General features: G+C 53.9%; 18 protein-coding genes. 2 read left to right on the top strand and 16 right to left on the bottom strand.

The genetic code is table 11. The annotated features are described in order from the left end of the window. The first annotated feature begins 73 nt into the window (after positions 1 to 73). Positions 74 to 928 carry a hypothetical protein gene (locus CKV68_RS05215; protein WP_095075729.1) on the top strand — a complete coding sequence of 285 codons (855 nt, stop codon included), beginning with the start codon at positions 74 to 76 and terminating at the stop codon, positions 926 to 928. Here CKV68_RS05215 and CKV68_RS05220 read toward each other — a convergent pair whose 3' ends face one another. Continuing rightward, a complete protein-coding gene (locus CKV68_RS05220; RefSeq protein WP_029974188.1) occupies positions 929 to 2,029 on the bottom strand; it encodes an FUSC family protein in 1,101 nt (366 codons plus the stop codon). It lies immediately after the preceding gene. A gap of 132 nt (positions 2,030 to 2,161) precedes the next feature. Here CKV68_RS05220 and CKV68_RS05225 point away from each other — a divergent pair, with 132 nt between their 5' ends. Beyond that, positions 2,162 to 3,253: a chymotrypsin family serine protease gene (locus tag CKV68_RS05225; protein WP_029974190.1), complete on the top strand. Its 1,092-nt coding sequence runs from the start codon at positions 2,162 to 2,164 to the stop codon at positions 3,251 to 3,253. A gap of 13 nt (positions 3,254 to 3,266) precedes the next feature. On the opposite strand, the gene CKV68_RS05230 is transcribed toward CKV68_RS05225, so the two are convergent. The 15 genes from CKV68_RS05230 to CKV68_RS05305 form a co-directional block, all read right to left on the bottom strand. After that, on the bottom strand, positions 3,267 to 4,421 hold the full coding sequence (locus tag CKV68_RS05230) for an FUSC family protein (RefSeq protein WP_013912431.1): 1,155 nt from the start codon (positions 4,419 to 4,421) through the stop codon (positions 3,267 to 3,269). Between the two features lie 35 nt (positions 4,422 to 4,456). Then, the gene (locus CKV68_RS05235; RefSeq protein WP_029974192.1) at positions 4,457 to 5,056 is read right to left on the bottom strand and encodes a hypothetical protein; all 600 of its coding nucleotides are present in this window, start codon (positions 5,054 to 5,056) and stop codon (positions 4,457 to 4,459) included. Between the two features lie 55 nt (positions 5,057 to 5,111). After that, the gene (locus tag CKV68_RS05240) at positions 5,112 to 5,927 is read right to left on the bottom strand and encodes an ABC transporter ATP-binding protein (RefSeq protein WP_023636378.1); all 816 of its coding nucleotides are present in this window, start codon (positions 5,925 to 5,927) and stop codon (positions 5,112 to 5,114) included. Further along, positions 5,924 to 6,196: a hypothetical protein gene (locus tag CKV68_RS05245; RefSeq protein ID WP_095075731.1), complete on the bottom strand. Its 273-nt coding sequence runs from the start codon at positions 6,194 to 6,196 to the stop codon at positions 5,924 to 5,926. Before CKV68_RS05245 ends, CKV68_RS05240 begins: the two co-directional genes overlap by 4 nt. Beyond that, positions 6,189 to 6,755 carry a DUF5808 domain-containing protein gene (locus CKV68_RS05250; protein ID WP_029974197.1) on the bottom strand — a complete coding sequence of 189 codons (567 nt, stop codon included), beginning with the start codon at positions 6,753 to 6,755 and terminating at the stop codon, positions 6,189 to 6,191. Before CKV68_RS05250 ends, CKV68_RS05245 begins: the two co-directional genes overlap by 8 nt. After that, the gene (locus CKV68_RS05255) at positions 6,752 to 7,066 is read right to left on the bottom strand and encodes a PadR family transcriptional regulator (RefSeq protein ID WP_029974199.1); all 315 of its coding nucleotides are present in this window, start codon (positions 7,064 to 7,066) and stop codon (positions 6,752 to 6,754) included. The genes CKV68_RS05250 and CKV68_RS05255 overlap by 4 nt, the downstream gene beginning before the upstream one ends. Before the next feature lie 115 nt (positions 7,067 to 7,181). Next, positions 7,182 to 11,771 (bottom strand): SdrD B-like domain-containing protein, encoded by a 4,590-nt coding sequence (locus CKV68_RS05260; protein WP_095075733.1) that lies wholly within the window; start codon positions 11,769 to 11,771, stop codon positions 7,182 to 7,184. Positions 11,772 to 11,947: 176 nt separating this feature from the next. Then, complete coding sequence (fbaA, locus tag CKV68_RS05265; protein WP_013912436.1) at positions 11,948 to 12,982, bottom strand: class II fructose-bisphosphate aldolase; 1,035 nt, start codon at positions 12,980 to 12,982, stop codon at positions 11,948 to 11,950. Positions 12,983 to 13,135: 153 nt separating this feature from the next. After that, a complete protein-coding gene (locus CKV68_RS05270; RefSeq protein ID WP_095075734.1) occupies positions 13,136 to 14,278 on the bottom strand; it encodes a glycoside hydrolase family 76 protein in 1,143 nt (380 codons plus the stop codon). A gap of 92 nt (positions 14,279 to 14,370) precedes the next feature. Further along, positions 14,371 to 15,042, bottom strand: coding sequence for a TrmH family RNA methyltransferase (locus tag CKV68_RS05275; protein ID WP_014526303.1), 672 nt, complete (start codon positions 15,040 to 15,042; stop codon positions 14,371 to 14,373). Further along, complete coding sequence (gene pyrE / locus CKV68_RS05280; protein WP_014526304.1) at positions 15,035 to 15,580, bottom strand: orotate phosphoribosyltransferase; 546 nt, start codon at positions 15,578 to 15,580, stop codon at positions 15,035 to 15,037. The genes CKV68_RS05275 and pyrE overlap by 8 nt, the downstream gene beginning before the upstream one ends. Positions 15,581 to 15,628: 48 nt before the next feature. Beyond that, positions 15,629 to 16,627: a type III secretion system chaperone family protein gene (locus CKV68_RS05285; protein WP_013912440.1), complete on the bottom strand. Its 999-nt coding sequence runs from the start codon at positions 16,625 to 16,627 to the stop codon at positions 15,629 to 15,631. 10 nt (positions 16,628 to 16,637) lie between these two features. Then, positions 16,638 to 17,474: a sulfurtransferase gene (locus tag CKV68_RS05290; protein ID WP_013912441.1), complete on the bottom strand. Its 837-nt coding sequence runs from the start codon at positions 17,472 to 17,474 to the stop codon at positions 16,638 to 16,640. A gap of 309 nt (positions 17,475 to 17,783) precedes the next feature. Continuing rightward, the gene (locus tag CKV68_RS05295) at positions 17,784 to 19,505 is read right to left on the bottom strand and encodes a glycerol-3-phosphate dehydrogenase/oxidase (RefSeq protein ID WP_038619397.1); all 1,722 of its coding nucleotides are present in this window, start codon (positions 19,503 to 19,505) and stop codon (positions 17,784 to 17,786) included. Between the two features lie 703 nt (positions 19,506 to 20,208). Continuing rightward, entirely contained in the window at positions 20,209 to 21,234 is a 1,026-nt protein-coding gene (locus CKV68_RS05305) for a YdcF family protein (protein ID WP_014836839.1), read from the bottom strand. Positions 21,235 to 21,584 lie beyond the last annotated feature (350 nt).

Below are 21,584 nucleotides of genomic sequence, written 5' to 3' on the forward strand. Positions count from 1 at the left end.
ACGTCCTTGACTTTAGAATGCTCACAGACGTTTCATCATTGTACATACAAGCTCGTTTTCTTCCCTCCTCACCATGACAGATCACACACTTCCCAGAATTATTATCGCCTGCTGCGGTGCTCCGCCCCCGCTTGTTTCTGCCGACCGCATAGAACAGCTTTCTGCTATTCCTACCCGCAAAGATCTGCGCTTTCTTGATCAAGAAGCCGCCGCGATCCTGCCTGAAGACCCCACGCCCTCCCTCGCCGAGATCGCAGCTATGCCCGATGTCCCGCATTTGGGGTCCCCACAGTATGCACCGCAGCAGGTAGACCGACCGCTACGCGTGGTGGTGATCGGTTCCGATGCAGCCCTCTCCGCAGTCATCACCCGCCTGATGCGCGCCGACATCCTGTGGGTAGAGGTCGCCTTTGTACCCATCGAACACAACTCGCGCGTCGCGCATCTCTGGCAGCTCCCCTCCGATTCCCTAGCCTTCGCGCTCTCGGGCTCGGTTCGCCCCAAACCGCTCTTGCGTGACGACGCCGGTATCGCCGTCGCCGGTATCGCCACGGTCACCGCCTGGGACGCGGGAGAAATCACAGGCGAGGTGATCGTGGATGATCACGTGTTGATTCACCATCAAGGCAAGAGAAGAGCACCCCGTCGTGGCGTCTTTGGCGCACAGCTCACTTCCACGCTGGATGCCCCTGGCGTGCAAGGAAATGTGATTGTGACTCCGCTACGCGAGCCGGAGGTTAGTGGTTTCGTCGCAAAGCTAGGAAAGCGCGAGTTTGGGCTTATCAACCAGGATGCATGGCTGGGACGAGCATTGCAGGGAGGCGGCATTGATTTCCGGGTTGAAGTCGATGGGGTTTCGCGGAAGCGCCCGGTAGATCGGGTGACGTTTTATCGGCATCTGCGAGACCTGCAGTCGGTGCGCCCCTGATCATTCTTCCCACAGCTCGGGCGGATACGCCGGCGTGGTTGACGTTGGGGCGAGGATGGCAACCGCAGATTCGCGAGACAACCCACACACCTGCAGCAAATCCACAATGATAGAGCGCGATTGGGCAAGAATCACCTGGGCGGAAAGCACCCCGGAGTCGGCTATGTCGGGAGTACAACGGCCGCCGAGGTAGCGTAAACGTCGGACGAGTTCGGGAATCTCAGCCGGGTTGTCGTTGGAGCTAGCAATGCCCTCCACAATGTCCGCCAGTTCTTCGATAATCGCAAGCTGTTCTGCGGTTACGGTGTCGTGGTCTTCTACCAGGACCTGAGCACGGCGCGCGAGCACACGCGTATTACGGACGGCATTATCCACAGGTGCAAGGATGCGGACAAAAGACCTGACCCGATGGCGCGAGGCCCACAGCAGCGGAGACACTGTGCTCTCTTCTTGACCTGACTTGGCCGCTTCGAGCATGGCGTTGATGGAGGCTTGTGAACCTCTAGCACGTTCCAGCTCTTCCTGGATGATGTCAGGGTCAGCTGTCTTAAGTCCTACCGATACATGTTTGAGGACCGTACTGGCCAAGCGGAGCACCGCAGAGACTTCACGACGCCCCTCCGCGAGCGGAGAGTGCGGCAGCAACGCCATAACAACGATGCCCGTGATGCAGCCGAGGAAAGCATCAATCATGCGATCCGGACCCGCGGAGGTGCCTGGGGGCATGATCGTAGCGATCAAAATTGAGCCAATAGCCACCTGATTAATAAGGAGCTGGCTCTTGGAAAGGAAGGTTGCAACAAGCAGTGAGATAAAGATGGCAAGCGGCATCTGCCAATGTCCCACGCCTATTCCCATAATCAGGAGATCCCCAAGCCCCACCCCGATAGAGCAACCTATGGATAATTCTATCGCCTTTTTGATGCGATTTCCGCTGGTCAAGCCAAGGATAATGATAGCGGCCATTGGCGCAAAGAAGGGCTTGTCATGCCCAATCAGATTACGAGCAATCCAAAAAGCGATGCCGGCTGCAAGTGACATCTGAACAATAGATAGGAAGCTTCGCCTTAGCCTTAACCCTCGTTCCTTGATATCCAGCATGTTTGCCAGCCTAGTTGATTTCCCTTGCATAAGTATTTATTATTTTTCGCCCCCACCTGAGGGAAAAAACACAGCTACCTTCCACCCCGAAATAAATTCATAATGCATTTGCAATCAACCGGAAGGAAAACAATGCACCTCAAACGCAAATTAGCGGCGGTGCTTGCAGTCGCAGCCCTCTTGCCATTGCCGCTGGCAAGCGCCCAAGACGCTCCCTCAGTTCCCGCAGCTGTTGATCAAGGAGACCGGCTACTGATTCAAAGGACCGCCAACACACTTGGCGTGTGCACCGTGGGCTATGTAGACACCGAAAATAATCGTGTGTGGACTGACGCTCACTGCGGTGACAATGGTGCTGAGGTCTACGACGAATACCACCAGAGCATCGGCACCCTACGCCACGTCTACCCTCAGGAGTGGGCATCACTCAGCGACACGACAGAGATGCAGTGGAGTGTCAACAGCCGAGCATCCGACCTGGCTTACGTGGAGATTTCTGACTCTAATCTCCTCGGACAGAACTACTTCTCTCAGGATTCCGTAGCTGAGCCAGAGGTCGGCGATGTCCTCTGTGCATACGGCAGCCGTACTCAGCGCATTGCGTGCTCCCCCATCACCAATGTCAGTGGCCCGGTGGTACTCACTGGTGACATTGGATCCGACCACGGCGATTCCGGCGGACCTGCCTGGGTTGAAGGCAAGGGGTACATTGGTCAGCTTCTCGGAGCAGATCGCGTCTGGCGCTCGGATAAGGGTGAAGTATCCACCACCGTTTTCCGCAAAATTGGCACCGATGACTTGCGCAATCCCCTCAATCTGCGCGAGCCGCTGCCTTACCACGATCTCGACTTTGATCGCCTGCGCCACCCAGAGGTGACCACCACCAGCAATGGTGAGCAGATCCTCCGCGAGAAGGCAGAGCGTGACCGTGCCGAGCGTGAACGCGTCACACGTGCAATGGAAGGCGATCTGGATGCTCAGCTAGGCCGTGCTCGTGAAGACGAGCGTGCCCTTGAGCGCCGCGCTAACGAGCTAGAGAACGAAGTAAACGGCGAGTCTGACCGTGAGCGCCGCGAGGATCTGGAGCGCGATCTGGAGAACGCTAAGGCTACTCGTGACGTGGTGAAGGAGCAGAAGGAGACGCTAGAGCGTGCCGAGCAGCACCGCACCACCACTTCTCAGGGCTCTTCCGGTGGATTCCTCAAGTTCCTCTTCCGTCGCTAGAAGTACTGAATAATCATTCACCGTCGTTCCAAATTTTTCTTACAGTCGCTGGATGTTCCGAGGTAGGGGCGAGAACCTCTACCGCGGAGCGCCTAGACTGACCACATATTTGGAGTAGGTCCACGATCAATGATCGGGTCTGCGCCAACACGGCCTGAGCGGAGAGTACTCTCCCCTCGGCCACATCTAAGCCCGAGCGTGCGCCGGCATCCCTGAGGATGCCGACCAGCTTGGGCACTTCTGCGTTTTCAGAGACTTCCGTGTTGCCAAAGTACAGGTTTGAAAGCCGCTCAGACACACAGGCCAAGGTCTCTATCAGCTCAATCTGCTGCGCGGACACCTCGTCTTGGTCCTCACAAATCACCAATGCCCGGCGCGCGAGCACACGTGTATTACGCATTGCGTTGTCCACGGGGTTAAGAATCCGCATCATCGAACGAATCCGTCGGCGTTGTGCCCAGAGCAGTGGCGACGCCTGAATCGTCTCCTTACCCATATTGGCAGCAGCAATCATCTGATTGATGTGCCCTTGGGTACCTCGCGCCAGGACAAGGGCATCTGCAATGGCGTCAGCGTCGCCCGTGCGCAGCGCGTTGGCAACCTTGCGTTGGACAACAACCATCACGCCCAGAATATTTGCGATTTCCCGCCTTCCCGAGCGTAAAGGCGAGTCAGGAATGAGCGCTATGACCGCGATTCCCACGAGGCCGCCAACCAGAGCATCCAGCATGCGGTCAGTGCCTCCCGAGGTACCCGGCGGAAGAATCGTTGCAATCAGGACTGCCGCAAACGACGCCTGATTAGCCACAAGGACGCCTTTATCCGCCACAGTGCCCAGCACAATGGACAGGGCCACGACGACTGAGATCTGCCAGACCCCGGACCCCACAAGGGCGATGAGGACGTCGCCAAGCCCTACACCGATGCTCACACCCAGGACGAGCTCAAAGGAACGGCGGAATCGCTCGCCGCCTGTTGTGCTCAGCACAATCACCGTGGACATAGGGGCAAAAAAGGGCTGCTCATGGCCAAAAAGATGCAAACCTACCCAGTAGGATAGCCCCGCCGCAAGCCCCGCTTGGATCACATAAATCCAATTAGAGCGCAGACGCATCCACCCCTGTTGGAATCTGTTCATCCGTTGTGTCTCTGACCACGTAGGTGCCATAAGCTCCTCAATCTACTCTGTTACCTGAGTAAATCTTAGTCGCCTCGGATTTCTCTGCGGTCGTACAGCCGCATCGCTGCATAAAGAACCACACATGCAAGGGGGACGCTGGCCCATGCTGGCGGTGCAGACTCCCAGATTGCACCAAGCTGCATCAAGAGAAAAACTGCACATCCCACGCCTGCCGCAGCAACCATCCGCTGCCAGATCACAGCGGCGCCGGTAATCACTGCAAGCACAAACGTCATCTGCATAAACCATTCGCAGCTTCTCCGTACTAGCAATGCAGCTTCTCCAAAAACCACGTTGGTTGCGCCCCACACTATCAGCGTTCCTAGCGTTACGACGCCCACCGACAGCGCATAATAGCTGAATACTTTGGAGCTGATGTATGCACGACGCGACACATTTCTGCTCAGCACTAGGACGGCTTCCCCACCGCTAAGGCCTCCGCTTATTCCGTGAGCAGACACGATGATAATAGCGATGCTTATAACTTGGTGTAAGTTCTTCTCCCATTGCCCATATGAGTCTCGCCACGTGGGTTCAGGCATTGGCAAATTCTGAATTATATCGGGCATAAACCATGCGGTGAGTGGGGAGGCTACGGCAAGGAAGAGTCCTAGTCCCAGCACAATGTGGCTGCTAGGAGTTGACGCTATTCTTCGGAGTTCGTAGAACCACAGGACTTTATTGCTGTTCATGGCACACCGACTCATAGACATCTTGCAAAGTAGATGTTTCGATTGTCACGGGCACTCCCAATTGAGATTGCAAGGCAGCACGCAGGGCCTCGTCTCCGGGTAGGCGGAGGTATGTGTTGGCAGATCGGTGTGTTGCCAACACATCCTGTATCTCTCCCTCAAGCACAAGTTTTCCTTTATGCAGTAGGCCTACGTGGTCGCATACGCTTTGGACGTCGGCAAGCAAGTGCGAGGTAAAAAGGACTGTGGTCTGCCCGCGCAGTTGCTTGATGATCGCTAAAACATCAGCGCGCCCTAACGGGTCGAGAGCGCTCGTAGGCTCATCCAACACGAGCAATCGCGGTGCACCTATCAGGCTGGCTGCGATGCCCAGACGTTGCACCATTCCTCGTGAAAAGCCTCCCACGGTGCTTCTGGCCCCCGCCAGACCAACGAGGTCTAACAGGTCGTGTGCTCGATCAACCACCTGGTCTGAGTCCACTCCGGATACTCTGCCTAAATATATGAGCGCATCTATGGGTTTCATCCATGCAGCAAAACGGGGAACATCTGGCAAGTAGGCTATTTGGTTACTAGGCTCTGGCGGCAACGTCCCCCGAGGCAGCCCGAGCACCGTTGCACTCCCTGACGTAGCCGCAGCAAAACCCAGCAGAATCCTGATAGTTGTGGTCTTTCCCGCACCATTCGAGCCAATGAACCCGTATATAGAGCCTTCAGGAACGCTCATGGAAAGATTATCCACAACAACGACGTCGCCATAACACTTGCTTAGGTCCTGCGTTTGCACAGCAAGTACAGTCATAAAGCATCCCCATAAAGCTGTTCAATCGTTTTTGCCCCTTTGGTGGGCTGGGTTCGTTCCGGTTGATCGCGATGTTTCCGATCCCGGAAATACACGACCAAAAACACAATGCTGCCCACCGTTTGTCCCACCAAGATCGCTACGATCCATACCCATCGGGACTGTTCAGCTAATCGACGATCCCCGAGCTGTGCAGCATAAAAGAGCGCTGTGACTGTCAATACTCCTTGCAGTGTGATTAACCACCACAAAGGTGCAAGCTCACTCATTGCCCTTTGCCTTCAACGTTGCATCCAAGTTGAGCAGCGCAGATTTGACGGTACCCACTACCACGGCGGTGGTGACCACCGGAAAACTCAGAACCGCGATCGTGGACAGCGGACGAGAATCAGCCTTGACCGCGCATATGTCCAGGAACGCCATCGTTTGCACCCCAAGAGTTTGCGCTTTTACAGTCACGTCTTTATCGGCGCTCCACAAAGCCATTGCCCCACTAAGCGCGGTATAAGGCACAAGTTTCTGTTTACTGGCGATGCAAGCAGCCAGCGCTACCACACCGGTGCCAATAAAGGGCATGTACTTCAGGGCTTTAAGCGTTTGCGACGGCACGTACTCCTGCAAATCCGGTAGCGAGTCATCGGGGCGCACCAACCCTAGCTTTACGGCAAGCGCTCCCACATTAAGATCCCATCCGATACCCAACGATCGCGGAACAAAAAGAGCAGGGTTCTCAGGCTCGAAGATTTTAAATTGCGTCTGCGGAGAATGCACTGCGACGCCAAAAATCTTTATGGTTCCGTCTTGTTCTCGTTCATAAAAGCTGGTCATTTTCCAATCCCTTCCACATGTTCGTTGACAACTACAGACAGTGCGCGCCATTCCTGCACCAGCTCCGCTATGCGTTCGCTCCCCTTTTCTGTGACCGAGTAGATCTTGCGAGGAGGTCCCGAAGGCGACTCCTCCCAATGGCTACCGATCCACGCGTGCTTTTTCATTCGGGTCAGGAGTGGATAAAGAGTTCCCGGAGAAACCTCCATCCCCAGACGCTCAATGAGCGCACCACCGTAGGTGGGCTCCTTTTCCAAAGCCGCCAAAACGATCAGTTCTAGTACGCCTTTTCTTAATTGTGATTCCGCCATCTCACCTTCTATGTGTAGCCAACTACTATGCATTACATAGTAGGCAGATTGTGTAGACATGCACAAGGGCGGCACACCTCGCAATGAGATGTACCGCCCTTAGCCTTATGGATTATTACTTATTCTTACGACGTGCAACGAGCGCAACGCCTGCAAGGACAAGCACTAGTGCCGCTACGAGCAGCCCCACAACACTTGCACCGGTGGTAGCCAGCATCGGAGACTTCTTGGCTTCTGCCTTTGGCGTCACCTTTGTCGGTTCGACCTTCGGCTCCGTCTTCGGCTCAGCTGGTTTAGGCGCGGGGGTAGGAGCAGGCGCAGGAGAGTTGCTGCTGCCATTACTACTACCTTCGCTGCTTCCGCCTATCAAAGCAGCTATCAAACCAATACCGCCGATGATGCTACCTGCGATGATCAGGTTACGAATCAAATCGCTGTTACCTTCAGGAACCGGATACACGATGGTGACAGTTCCATCATTTGTTCCGGAGTTTCCGTACTCATCTTCGCCGTTGTACTTCACCGTATCCGGGCTTCCACCAAAGTCTGCCTCAGGCGTGAATGTGAAGTTGCCGTTCTCGTCGATAGTCCAGACACCCTGGCCAGGAACAGTCATCTTCTTACCGTCTTCCGAGATCTCAGCCCCCTTAGGCTGCCCCTCTTCAACAAACTTCACGGTTTCTGGCAACAGATCTGCAGGATAATCAGGGTGGTTGCCCTTACCTGGGGTAACGGTAACCGGCTCGCCGGTCTCTCCCTTATCCACAAAGTGCGGCAACGGGAACTCGCCATCGCCATCTTTTGGAATAACAATCGGCGTGTATTGAGAAACATGAGTCACTTCACCCTGGGTAGCCGTAACCATCACGGTATTTGCTACACCAACAAAATCAGGGTGAGGCTCAAAGGTAACCACACCATCGCTATCAATGGTGTATGTACCCCGACCTGGCACCTCTACCTTGTCGGTGGGGTTGCCGGAGGCGTCGACAAGCTTGTATTCAACCGGAAGGGTCGGATCGATCCCTGGGAACATTTCTGCAGGAGTGATGCCCGCGTCCGTGATGTTTCCAATCTTTTCCGAGTCATTGTCGGTTGACTTCTGGGGCTCGCCTTGGCGGGCCACGGTCACCGAGCTCCGGGTCTCTGGCTCAGAGATGTAGCCAGCGTCCAAGTTCGGGGTGTTCTCCCCTGCCTTGACCTCAGCGGTAGCAGTCTCACCCGTGGTCAGGTCAGCGTTGGAATCTTTTTCCTTGGTAACGTCTGTATCCGACGACTTCTTGGTCAGGTTCTCTGTGTCACCAAAGCGCACGGAATAACCGGTACCAGGAACAAGATTCTCAAACTTGTACGTGCCATCTTCACCGGTTTCCACGGGGTCAACGCCCTCGACAGGCTTGCCATCCTTAAGCAAGGTAACGGTCACACCAGCGCGAGGCTTCTCATTCTCGTCGCGGATACCATCCCTATCAGCATCAAACCAGGTCATACCGGACAGAGAACCCAGCTTGATAAAGCCAAAGTCCAAAGTCAGATCCTGAGCGCCGTCCTTGGCCAACACACCCGGGGCAGTCTGGGCGCTCTTGGTAGAAGAATCTTTGTCCTCATCGGTTGCGCCGGACTTAGCAGGAACAAAGCCCTCTGGGTTCTTGACAACCTCAACGGTGTAGGTTTGGCCGTCTTTCAGAACCGGAAGGTTCTCAAAGAGATACTTGCCGTTGTTATCGGTGACAACATTGGCGACCAGCTTGCCGTCAATGTCCTTAGCCGGGTTGCCTTCCGGATCGAGAATCTTCAGCTCAACACCGGGGATGCCGCTGTCATCTCCATCGTTTTGGATGCCGTCATTGTTCTTGTCATGCCAAACAAGATCGCCAACGGAAACTGCAGGAGTGATGTAGCCAGCATCAAGGTTCGGGGTATTCTCCCCGGCCTTAACCTCGGCGGCGGCAGTCTCACCGGTGGTCAGGTCAGCGTTGGAGTCCTTGTCTTTAGTGACATCGCCTTCCGTCTTCTTGGTCAGGTTCTCTGTATCACCGAAGCGAACAGAATAACCAGCGCCAGGAACAAGATTCTCAAACTTGTATGTACCGTCTTCTCCGGTTTTCACTGGGTCAACACCGTCAACAGGCTTGCCGTCCTTAAGCAACGTAACGGTCACGCCAGAACGAGGCTTCTCGTTATCGTCGCGGATGCCATCCTTGTTGGAATCGAACCAGGTCATACCCGACAGCGAACCCAGCTTGACAAAGCCAAAGTCCAAGCTCAGGTCCTTGGCCTTGTCTTCCTTCAAAGCGCCTGGTTTGGTTTTCGCACTGTTAGTGGAGGAATCCTTCTCCGAGTCATCGGTAGCACCGGACTTAGCAGGAACAAAGCCCTCTGGGTTCTTGACAACCTCAACCGTGTAGCTCTGACCGTCTTCCAACGCTGGAAGGTGATCAAAGAGGTAGTTGCCCTTCTCATCCGTGAAGGTATTAGGGACTTCCTGGCCTTTAATATCCTTAGCCGGCTTGCCTTCCGGATCAAGAATCCTTAGCTCAACACCCTTGATGCCACTGTCATCGCCATCGTTCTGGATGCCGTCGTTGTTCTTGTCATGCCAAACAAAATCACCAACGGAAACGCCCAGTTCAAAGGGAACAACAACTAGACCTGCGTCTACATCGCGACGATCCGACTGCAGATCAATGACGTCAGTGAGACCAACGCTGTTGATCTTGGAATCTAGGACGTCAGAATCTTTTTCAGTATTACCGTTTGGAGTGGCGCCAGGAACTGTAAACGCCGTGAACATTTTGCCCTCTGGAGTACGAGCAGCAGAGTAGTCGAACTGCACCTTGTACTTGCCCTTGGGCAGGTTTTCAAAGAGGTACTCACCGTTATCGCCGGTGGTTACTACATAAGGATTCTCTGTACCGGGTTGTTTAACAGGATTACCCTGCTCATCCAGTAACGAGACCTTGACGTCTTTAACGCCTGGCTCGCCATCTGTTTGTAGGCCATCGGAGTCCTTGTCAAACCAGACCTTGTCTCCCAAGGAGACCAGAGGTTCAGGCTTCTTTTCAACCGTGAACTTGAGGTCTTCCACCTCACCGCCCTGCACAACGCCGGTGGGCTGCTTCATATCATCGGCCTTGACACCCTCGCCGCCTACGCGGATGCGTGCGTAGTAGTCCTTACCGGGCTCAGGTTTCTTGTCAGCATTGCTCCAGTCGAAGGTAACGTTGCCGCCCTCAACTACGCCAACACGACGCTCAGACTCGTCGAATTTACCGTTGTTGTCCAGGTCCACCCATGCCACAACGTCGCTGTTTGTAGCGGTTACGGGGAAAGTGACCTTGCCGTTGTTCTGTTCAAAGCCATCTTTGAATACGCTGGGCTGGACGTCTTCTTCGGAGTCCTTCTTAGCGTCATCGCTCCAGTTCTGACCGCCATCACGGGTCGGCATCTCATTGCCGACCCGGTTCTTGGCTTCAAATGCAACGTCCGGGTTCTGCTTCGGCTGCCCCGTCACATTCCAGTTATCCAGGATGTGGCTGGCTTCCCCATAAGACTCCGGTGCGTCGCCCTGATCCGTAGGAATAAAGATACCTGCGACAACACCCTGGCGGGAACCAGTCTTGCCGCGTGGGTTGTTGTCTAGAGTGACGGAAACTTTCTCAGCTCCACGGCTGACGAGTAGGGGCTGGGACTGCGGGATATTTGCCCATGGACCGCCTGCTTCATTCAGCTCTGTGTCCACCCAGCCATAGGTCTTGTCGCCATTCTTTAACGACCACTCATCGCCAGGCTTTACATCAATTTGAGGGTAAGGGGCCTTACCTTCCGGCACTTGCGTGGGCACTTTAGGAGTGTTGTCTACGTAGTAGTAGCGCCCCTCTTTGCTAACGAGGTCCTGGATAACCTCCCAGCCACCATCAGCGTTAGTTGCTAAACCAAGGTTTTCCGGAACTCCACCCTTGGCCAGATTGCTGCCATAGGGGTTGTTGTGGTCCTCCACTTTAATACCGGTGGACTCACCATCAGATGCGATCACATCGAGAGAGATCGGCTTGCCGTTCAGGGTGCCTTTAATATCAAGGTCAAAAGTGTAGCCCTGGTTACCTACGTTATCTGCATTATTACCAAAGAGGGTTGGATCCAAGTACTGGCTGATCTGCCACTTTGCGCCGGGATCGCTAGGATATAGAACATCCCTATCAAACCACTTATCACGGTCCGAGTTACGGTCTGCAAGCGCATCAAAGTTGATTGGACGGAAGAAGTCATTCCACGTCACGTTACGCGCCCAGATACCACCGTTGTCCACAGTAAGAGGAGTTCCATCAGTACTCGTAGCATCGGAATACATAGCCTTGATGCTCTTGATGGTTACTGTGACTTCCATCCCCTTAGGCAGACCATCAGTGTCTTTATAGGTATAGCTGTCACCTTCTTTGATGCGCTTGCCACCAAAGCCGCCTTCATTATTTTCAGGATTCTTCGAATCCCACTTATTTTCAAGCTGCTCACCGCTGGCTACTTTGGAGAAATCAAAGAAGAAAATCTCATTAGCAAATTTCGCATCCGGATTGCTGGTGAATGCATTCGTTGTTCCGTCATCGACGGCCGCAAAGGCTGAGGGTGCCGCTACGGTTAAGCCTGAGATGGCAAGGGTTGCAGCTGTAGTGATTGCCACAATCCGAGGACCAGGTCTATTACCCACTGGGTCTCCTAGAGAAGGAATGATTAAGTTAACCATTCAAGCTAAGCAGCACATTTACAGCAGGTCAAAGAACTAAACGGTAATATATTTTGATTAAAAGTGAACCCGAAGTTTTTCATAAAAAACACCCAGCCAACGCTAATTGACTAGGTGTTGAAATATATACTGCTTTAAGTTTACTTGGTTACCGAGGTTCCCACCGAATGCAGATCATGGCAAGCCTCGATGATGCGCTCGGACATGCTCTGCTCAGCCTTCTTCATGTAAGAACGTGGATCGTAGACCTTCTTGTTTCCAACTTCGCCGTCAACCTTGAGTACGCCGTCGTAGTTAGAGAACATGTGAGCAGCAATCGGGCGAGAGAATGCGTACTGGGTGTCAGTGTCCACATTCATCTTGATTACGCCGTAGGTCAGTGCCTCCTCGATCTTCTCCTTCTCGGAGCCGGAGCCGCCATGGAAGACGAAGTCGAACGGCAAAGCGGAGTCGTCTAGACCGAGCAGCTTACGAGCAACCTTCTGGCCTTCAAGAAGAACCTCGGGGCGCAGCTTAACATTGCCTGGCTTGTACACGCCGTGGACGTTTCCGAAGGTTGCGGCCAGCAGGTAGCGGCCATTCTCGCCGGTACCGAGGGCGTTGATGGTCTTTTCAAAATCCTCTGGAGTGGTGTAGAGGTTAGCGCCGGCCTTAGCTTCTACGCCGTCTTCTTCGCCACCAACAACGCCAATCTCAGCCTCAAGGATAATGTGGGCGTTTCGCGCCTTCTGCAGGAGCTCTTGAGCAATCGCAAGGTTCTCATCAATCGGAACCGCAGACCCATCCCACATGTGCGACTGGAATAGCGGAAGCTCGCCGCGGTCTACTCGCTCCTGGGAAATAGCGATGAGGGGACGAACATACTCATCCAAAACTTCCTTCTGGCAGTGATCGGTATGCAGAGCAACGTTGATACCGTAGCTCTTTGCTGCCTCATGAGCGAATGCAGCGAGAGCCACAGCACCCTTGACCTTGTTCTTTACCGCAAGGCCGGAACCGAACTCCGCACCACCGGTAGAGAACTGAATAATGCCGTCGGACTCAGCTTCAGCGAAACCCTTCAGAGCTGCGTTGATGGTTTCAGAAGAGGTGCAGTTGATGGCTGGGAAGGCGAATCCGCCTGCCTTAGCCCGATCCAGCATCTCGTTATAGACCTCGGGAGTTGCGATAGGCATGAAAAATCCTCCAGTTGGATTAGCTTATTCGTTTCATCTGTGAGCACGATTGCTCGTAGCCTGTATCCCAGTATGCCAGCAACCCCAGCAGAATGCTCCCCTTCAATCCGAAAAATTAGGAGAGAAATCACACAGATTCGGACATAACCGAAACTATTCAGACTCGACTATATGTGCAGCGGCCTCCAGCAGCATCCATCCCGAAAGCTGCACGGACAAATCGCGTTCGTCGATACGCACTACATTCACGATGTCACTCAACGCCGAACCTCCCACGCCAAAGTTGTGAGGAAGCTTCGCATCATCTGTCCAGTCAGTGGCAAATACCGGAAGGCCATCGACCTCTAGGCGATGATTCCACACGCTTTCCGCAGAGGCCATAACCAGGCGCTTAGCAATATTGCGCGCAGAGCGATTAGCCTCGCCGTCTCCCGGAAGTCGCACCGCGGCATCAGCAAGGTAACGCGCCAAAATTCCTTTGAAGAGACCTCCGTCGCCGTCGCCTGTTACCCAGTCGATCACGCCCGATGACGTTGACATTTCCTTAGCCACCGCATGAATCACAGCACGCGCGTGAGCCAGATAAGTAATAGAGTCTTCATAGGTCGCTTCGTCGGCGCGCAACGCCTCGGCAATCTCCACGCACGCTCCGATGACCACGCCTTGGCAATAAGGATGCGTGTATTTAACCAGCTCGGGGCCCCGCATACTCATGCGCAGGCCATCCATCACCAGGCCTTTTTCATCAATAAGATTGTCAAAAATCCAGTCGATAATCTCGCGCGCTTTGGCAATGTCGCCATTGCGCGCAAGCATAATAGCTGCGGGTCCGTTGGTAGGAACGTTAAAAAAGTGCTCGCCTACACGCCACGGCAAAACGCCAACTACGGAATCCGCACCACCAACAATATTGACCTCCAAAGCCCGCAAATGTTTTCGTTTACCTCGACCCCGCATACGACGTTCCCGGTCCAAGGCAAGCGCCAGCCAAGACTTATCGTCGTAATAGTTATTTCGAGTTAGCTTGCCCAGGTTGCGGATCTGGATACCAGCGATGGTTTCCCGGATCCGCTGCTTGCGAGCCTTACTTGGGCGGCGAATGGCGGCGTCGACAAGGCAGTCCAAGTAGTGTGCCTGCCACCAGTAATGCCACCGATAAAAAAGCTTTTCTTTAATATTCGGTGGCCACGCTACGACGGCTAAATTTGTACGAGGTAAGCCCCACAACGAAGACGCATGCCTCTCGTTAATCGCAGACTCAGCGAGATCGGCACGATGCAGCCATATTTCGTTCAACGTGATACCTACTCTTCTCGTAGAAAAGCCCGCCACCAGCTGGTGCGGCCGAACGGAACATTTCCCCAATACTAGACAAAAGTTTTAGCCAGCTACCACGCTTTCCCCAGATCGGCGTGTTGCCTTATCCAAGCATGCATGGCTATACCAGCAGCAACGCCGGCGTTGATCGAACGTGTTGAGCCAAACTGCGCAATAGAACACGTCATCAATGCCCCTTCTTGCGCCGCTTGGGTCACCCCCGGCCCTTCCTGTCCAAAGAGCAGGAGACACTTTTCTGGCAGCTCGGCGGTCTCTAACGGAACGCACCCCGGCGTGTTGTCTATGGCCACGATTGTGAGGCCTTCCGCCAGCGCCCAGTCAACCAGGGTCTGGGTGTCTGGGTGATGCATAAGGTGCTGGTAGCGATCAGTAACCATTGCGCCACGACGGTTCCATCTACGCCGCCCCACAATGTGCACCGTGTCTACGGCAAACGCATTAGCGGTGCGTACGACGGTGCCAATGTTCGCGTCGTTTTCAAAGTTCTCAATCGCGATGTGCAGGGCGTGGCGCCGGGTGTCAATGTCCTTGATAATGGCAGGTCTTGACCAATAGCGGTAGGCGTCGACAACGTTGCGGCGATCCCCCGACTCCAGCAGCTCAGGATCGTAGTGGGGCTCGGCGGGCAGGGGTACGCCGGGGTGTTCTTCTGCCCACGGCCCAACCCCGTGGAGGCCCTCTCCCCACTCGGTAGGGCCCGGCGCGGAGGTGATGTTAGACAAGACCTAGATCCTCAAGCCCGATGAGGTAGCGGTATTCCAGGCCCTCGGCAGCAATAACGTCAGCTGCACCAGTGGCGCGATCGACGACCGTAGCCACGCCCACGACCTCGGCCCCCATTTCCCTCAGGGCGGCGACCGCAGTAAGCGGCGAGTTTCCGGTGGTTGTTGTGTCTTCCACCACCAGAACTTTCTTACCCACAACATCGGGTCCTTCAACACGACGCTGCATACCGTGCTTCTTAGCTTCCTTGCGCACAACAAAGGCATCGATTGCGCGCCCCTCAGCATGCATAACGGAGGTTGCCACAGGATCAGCGCCCAGGGTAAGCCCACCAACGGACACATAATCCCAATCGGCAGTAAGCTCACGCAGCAGTTCTCCGATCAGGCGTGAGGCGCGGTGGTGCAACGTGGCCCGACGCAGATCAACGTAATAGTCAGCCTCTTTGCCCGAAGATAGCGTGACTTTCCCATGAACAACGGCAAGTTCTTTGATCAGTTCCGCTAGTTCTTTTTTCTTTACTGCATTGATAGTCATAGGTGCGGGAGCTCTCCTTATTTTTCACTGCCGTCAGGCTTTAGCTACTTAGTTTAGAGGGTCTGTTCCGAGTTCTTCTGTGAGGTCCTCAAAAATCGTGGAGCCTTGGCTCAAGTCACGCAGAACACGAGTTCCGTTATAGCGTTGCGTCTTTGGCTTATCGCCCTTAGCTATGGCAGCGACCTCGTCGCCGCCAACAGGCCGAGGCTCAACGACTCCGCGTGCCTGCGCTGTGGCGCGAGTTGGTAGTTGGACGGGGTCTTCTTTGCGTGCCACCACTGGTAAAACCGGAACCGGATCTTCGGAGTCGTCCTCCTCTATCTCCGGGGCGTCCGGCATGGGCCTGGTGGGATCGCAGTCTGTAAAGTCCACGGGCTGGGTGGCGCCGCTTCGTGGTGGCAATACCCGCGCTGCATCAGCAAAGAGCGCGAGTGGCTGGATAAGGGCATCCCAGTCTTCGTGCGTGGAGCCGCGTTCAAGCTGGGCGAGCACCCAATCGGATTCTTCCCACACCACCGACACTGCGCTGGGCATACTGGCAAATGCTTTATCCACCCGCTCGTCCAGCATTCTTTCGATCGCGCCTTGGTCGTTCCCATACAGAATGAATCCCTCGATGCGGCTGACCTGCATTAAGTCTTCTGCATCTTCTTGCGCTTCTCGACGCGCCACTACAACCACGTCCGAGGTAGCAGCACGACGCAACGCCATCACGCTCACCCCGCCTAGTTCCACAAGGTGCATTTCATATCCACCAGCGATGCCACTTACGACGTCGCGGGCGACTGCTCCTTCTGCGGCTACTCCCCTGCTCCATTCGTCGGCAAGAAAAGCGTCTTCTTTGGTGTAATCAAATCCTTTAGATTCAGCCCACGCCTTCTTTTCCTTCCGGCTCCCCCGCGGTATGGCCGCGAGTTTCTTTGATGGACCGCCCTTCTCCTCCACGTCTGTGTTCTGCTTCGCTGTGGTTGCTCGATTACGTGAAAGGTCAAACAACCACAGCCCAGCCCCAAGGAGCCCCACAATTCCGGCGAAAAGAAATAGCATGGCTTAAAGCCTAGCGCGCATCTCCATGTTCAACAGGGTTCTTAGGATCTGCCGCCCATTGCGACCATCCGCCCACGTAATGCCGAGGCGTTCCTAGACCAGCAATATTCATAGCAATGATTGCTTGCGCCGAGTGGTTACCCGAACCCGAGTATGCAATCACATCATCTGCACTAGTGATTCCTACTGCAGCAAATGCCGCGCGGATTTCCTCGGGTGTTTTAAACAGACCCTCCTGGGTAAGCAAGTCTCGAGAAGGAACGTTAACTGCTCCGGGGATGTGTCCGGCTTTAAGATCTAGCCGCTCCTTGCGCCCAGCAAAGCGATTAGCCTCACGAGCATCCAGTAGGATCCCCGTGTGGTTTTTCACATCTTCAATCGTTGCAGTAGGCATGCTGCCCAGTTCCGGCTCAATGGTGGAATAGGTCCGTGGATTACCTGGACCGCCTAGAGTCTCATAGCCTGCGGCTTCCCAAGCCTTCTGTCCGCCATCCAAGATGACAACATCTGGGACTCCCGCCCACTTGAGCACCCACCAGGCGCGAGCAGCAAAAAGACCACGGTAATCGTCATACACCACAACTTGACGATCATCCGTCAGGCCCCAGCGGATAAACCAACGGGCTAGAGTGTCCTTGGTGGGAAGCGGATTACGCCCCAGCTTGGAACTTGGGGCAGAAGCCAACGCAAAAGCCGTGTCGCAGTAACGCGCGGTGGAAATGTGCTCCGAATTGAAGTGCGCATAGCCTCCACCTTCATGCGGCGACCATAGGCTGGCGAGAATGATGTTGTTACTGCCGGTGTTGATTCGCTGCGCAAGCTCCTCAACGCTAATTGTGATACCCATACCAAAAGTCTAAGGTCCATCGCAGTTTTTCGCTTGTTGGATACCCCAAAAGCGTTTCTGCAATCACCTATAACTCGCTCAAAAATACTTTCCTTATACCTATTTACACTTTTAGTATCTTTAGCTTAGTATTTACTTAGGGTTTGTAAGTGACCTCCGACACTTACAAACCGTCATACTTTCACCAGGACCCCCCTGCCCCAAGTACCCAGAAAAAGAAAAAGACCTGGCACTATGAAACAAGTTCCATAGTGCCAGGTACTGGGATAGTAGCCCACAGCAAGGACTACTATACCCTACTTCCGCAATTTAGCCCTCAATATCCAGATTTACGTTGGGTCGAGTTTGCGTCGCAGTGGTCATAATTGTGTTCGCTTCAACATCCGTTAATGCTTTTTCTGCAGCTAGTTCTGCGTTTACACGATTAACAAATCCCGAAATCTCTTCTTCCACGCGTGCATCATCCCACCCTAAATATGGGGCAATACGTCGCGCTACACCATCCACAGCACCCACACCTCGGTCTGCGTATTCCATTCCCACACGCAAACGACGCAACAATACGTCCTCCACATGCAAGGCCCCTTCATGGGTGACTGCATACAGAACCTCTGCCCAGCAATAGCCTTCAGCGCCCTCCACAGGAGTCAGCAGCTGCCGATCTTCCAGGCCCGGAGCCAATACCTGCTCACATAGCGAGCCATACCGCCCCAGCAGATGGGTTATTAACTGCTCATCTACCCCGTACTTAGTGGCCAACATCGACACCTGGTTAACTAACGCATGGTATCCATCAGCGCCCACAATAGGCGTACGCTCAGTCACCGATTCTGGAGCAGTAATCTTAGATTCCTTGAGAGCCACATCAACTGCGTCTTTGCCGATTACTCGATACGTGGTGTACTTTCCGCCAGCCACGGAAACCAGCCCTGGAGTCACCACAGCTACAGCATGGTTACGCGACAAATTCGTCGTAGCATCAGACTTACCGCTGAGCAATGGACGCAACCCAGAGAAGACCCCTACGATGTCTTCATACCCCAATTGCCTGCTCACACGCTGATTAACCTGCGATAACACATAATCGATATCGGCACGTGTGGGAGCAGGATCAGGCTTGGATAAATGCTTGTCCCAATCGGTGTCCGTGGTGCCAATAATCCAATAATTACCCCACGGAATCACAAACAACACCGACTTCTCCGTGACAAAGCACAGTGCTGCGTCAGCGTCGAGCTTATCCTTCTCCACCACGATGTGAATGCCCTTGGAGGCATGCACAGAGAACTTGCCTTGAGCGCCGGCAAGTTTTTCTACCTCGTCGTTCCACACACCCGTGGCGTTGATAAACACCTTGCCGCGGATCGTTGTCACAGCGCCGGTATCAGTATCGCGCACCTGCGCCGCCACTATCCGACCGGAAGCATCCTTATCAAAGCCCACTACCTGAGTTGATGGACGTACTACCGCACCGTAATGAGCTGCAGTACGCAGCACCATCATGGTATGGCGAGCATCATCAACAAGGGTGTCGTAGTAACGAACACCGCCCACAATGGCGTCGTTGCGCAAGCCCGGAGCAACTTTTAACACACCCCCACGAGTGAGGTGCTTTTGCATGGGCACGCTTTTCGCCCCACCCATGAGGTCATAAAGCGTGAATCCGCCGAACATCATCACGCGTTCCCAGAGACGATGAGTCAGCGGGAAAATGAATTTTAAGGGTTTGACCAAGTGCGGCGCCAAGACCGACATATTGAGTTCACGCTCATGGAGAGACTCTGCGACAAGTTTGAAATCCAACATTGCAAGGTAGCGCAAACCGCCGTGGAACATTTTCGACGATCGCGAGGAGGTTCCAGCAGCAAAGTCACGAGTCTCTACCACGGCGGTACGGAGTCCTCGCGTGGCCGCATCGAGCGCCGCGCCAGCACCCACAGAGCCGCCGCCGATAATGACAACGTCGAAGTCTTCTGATCCGAAACGATCCCAGGCCTGCTCAAAACCCTGAGGATTAAATGACATACTCATACCGATCAATGCTCCTTCTCTGGCTTGCTTTGAGAACAAACCACTAACGCACCACGATGGAAAGTAGCCCTTAACACACGCCGCGTTCCCCCGCTGGTGCTTGTAGTTAATGCCTTATGGTCCCCATACTAGGTCTGTCTTTTCCTCATGGTTCTGAAAATAACGTGATTGCGGCCACCAATTTTTTTCATAACGCCCCTACCAGCATTTATGCGGAAAATAAAATATACGCTAGCGTAGGTTTTTTGTTTCACATCACGCCCAATAGGGAAAAGCATGCCCGATTTCACCCACAGAAGGCCGAAAATAAAAAAATAGAAGGTAGTCAAATTGACTACCTTCTATCCCCTGCAGAGCAGATATGTACCAGTTGTTCCTACTACTTATGTGACCGCCAAGGCGCCCCTCGCGCCGACCCCTCTACTAGGTCTGACTTACCCTTACGAGTGCACATAGGAAACACTCATAAAGTAAGAGCAAGCCAAACCATAGGTCAGGCAGGTCACATAGGCCGTTAGGCTAGCACTATATATTCTGCCCAAAAAGAACTATAGCTACAGGGCGGGCCATACACAAGGTTCTTCCCAAAGTTTTATTAAAACTTTTCACCCATTGGTGAAATTATCCCCCTGAGCAGCCATTTTTGCACTACACCCACTCAGACCACTCACCCCCACATGGCCTTATCACCCACCCCCAGCGGTCAAGACAGAGCCAATGCGCCGAGCAGTAACATCCCCACAGAGAATAATCCGAGCAGTGCCGCGTGGATTTTCCAGTTAAACACCATAAAGGCCACAAATTCACGCAAAAAGGCCGTAGGAACATAGTACAGGGCCGTAGGCGCACCATAAGAGCTCCATGCCACACCCAAACGTTGAGCAAGAGCACCTGCCCGCATAGCGTGATAATTACTCGTCACTATCGCCACCTCTGCCGCCGCGCCAAGCTCACTGTCCACAACCGCTTTACTAAAACGAATATTTTCTTCTGTCGTCGTAGAGCGATCTTCTACATAAACCACAAATTCTCCAGAGGTCCGTTCTTCGACATAACGACGCATGGCTTCAGCCTCTGGAATTGGTTCATCCTCCCCCTGCCCGCCAGAACACACAAAAGCTTTCGCCCCTACATCACGCGCCAAACGGATCCCCCGGTCCAGCCGCGATGCCAACAGCGGCGTGACCTCCTCACCCCTAATCCCACTTCCCAACACAACCACTGCGTCATAGTGAGGAGCACGAGGCCATCTCCCGTAGATCAGTGCCTGAAGCGTATACGCCGTGAGATTAAAGCCCACATACCCCACAACACCGATGTACCACGCCGCCAACCAGAAGAACATCGACAGCGCAGATCCACTGCCAAACACTGGATTACCAGCAAAAACAAAGAAATACGCAAGTAAAGTTCCCAATCCCGCGATCAGCGGCAGGGAATGCGCTAATGAAATCCCCTCACGCTTCATCAAAAAGTAGCTATTTACCAACAGTGCAAGTGCTATGCCGAACACAAATCCGATGATCACCACAAGCACACCAAAGCCCGCTACGATCCCCCAGCCCGGATCCAGCTCAAAAATAAAGTTGGCCACAGCGATCCACGACAAAAAGATACTGACCAAAAGGATCAGTCCAGTGTGCTGTCGTCTCCGATCCTCCACCAACCGATATATCGCCCACCCAAGTAGCAATGCCCCCACGACAAGGTACGCGATATCTAAAACCATGATGCCTTTCCGCAAAGCTTCTCGACGCCATCTCAAACCCGTGCAGCAAAAACAACAGGATTTTGCCACTTTTACATAGCTGTTCCCAGAGTTTCCTACTAGCACAAAAGAAAAGTGCTGGTCAGTTTAAAAACTGACCAGCACTCTCCCAGCTAGCATATTGAGGGGGATGCTAGCTTCGTATCATTTGGATGCGATACCCCTGAAGCATAACTCACAATCCGACGGGACGCTACCCGGATCAAACCAGCTCCACACAAATAGGGTAATACTTACGCTAATTCAAAAATACTTATAACAAGTTTTCCATATTTTCCTCACACCCCAGCAGCGTAAATTTCCCCTCGACA

Source organism: Corynebacterium ulcerans (assembly GCF_900187135.1).
In the GTDB taxonomy this organism is placed as follows: Bacteria; Actinomycetota; Actinomycetes; order Mycobacteriales; family Mycobacteriaceae; genus Corynebacterium; species Corynebacterium ulcerans.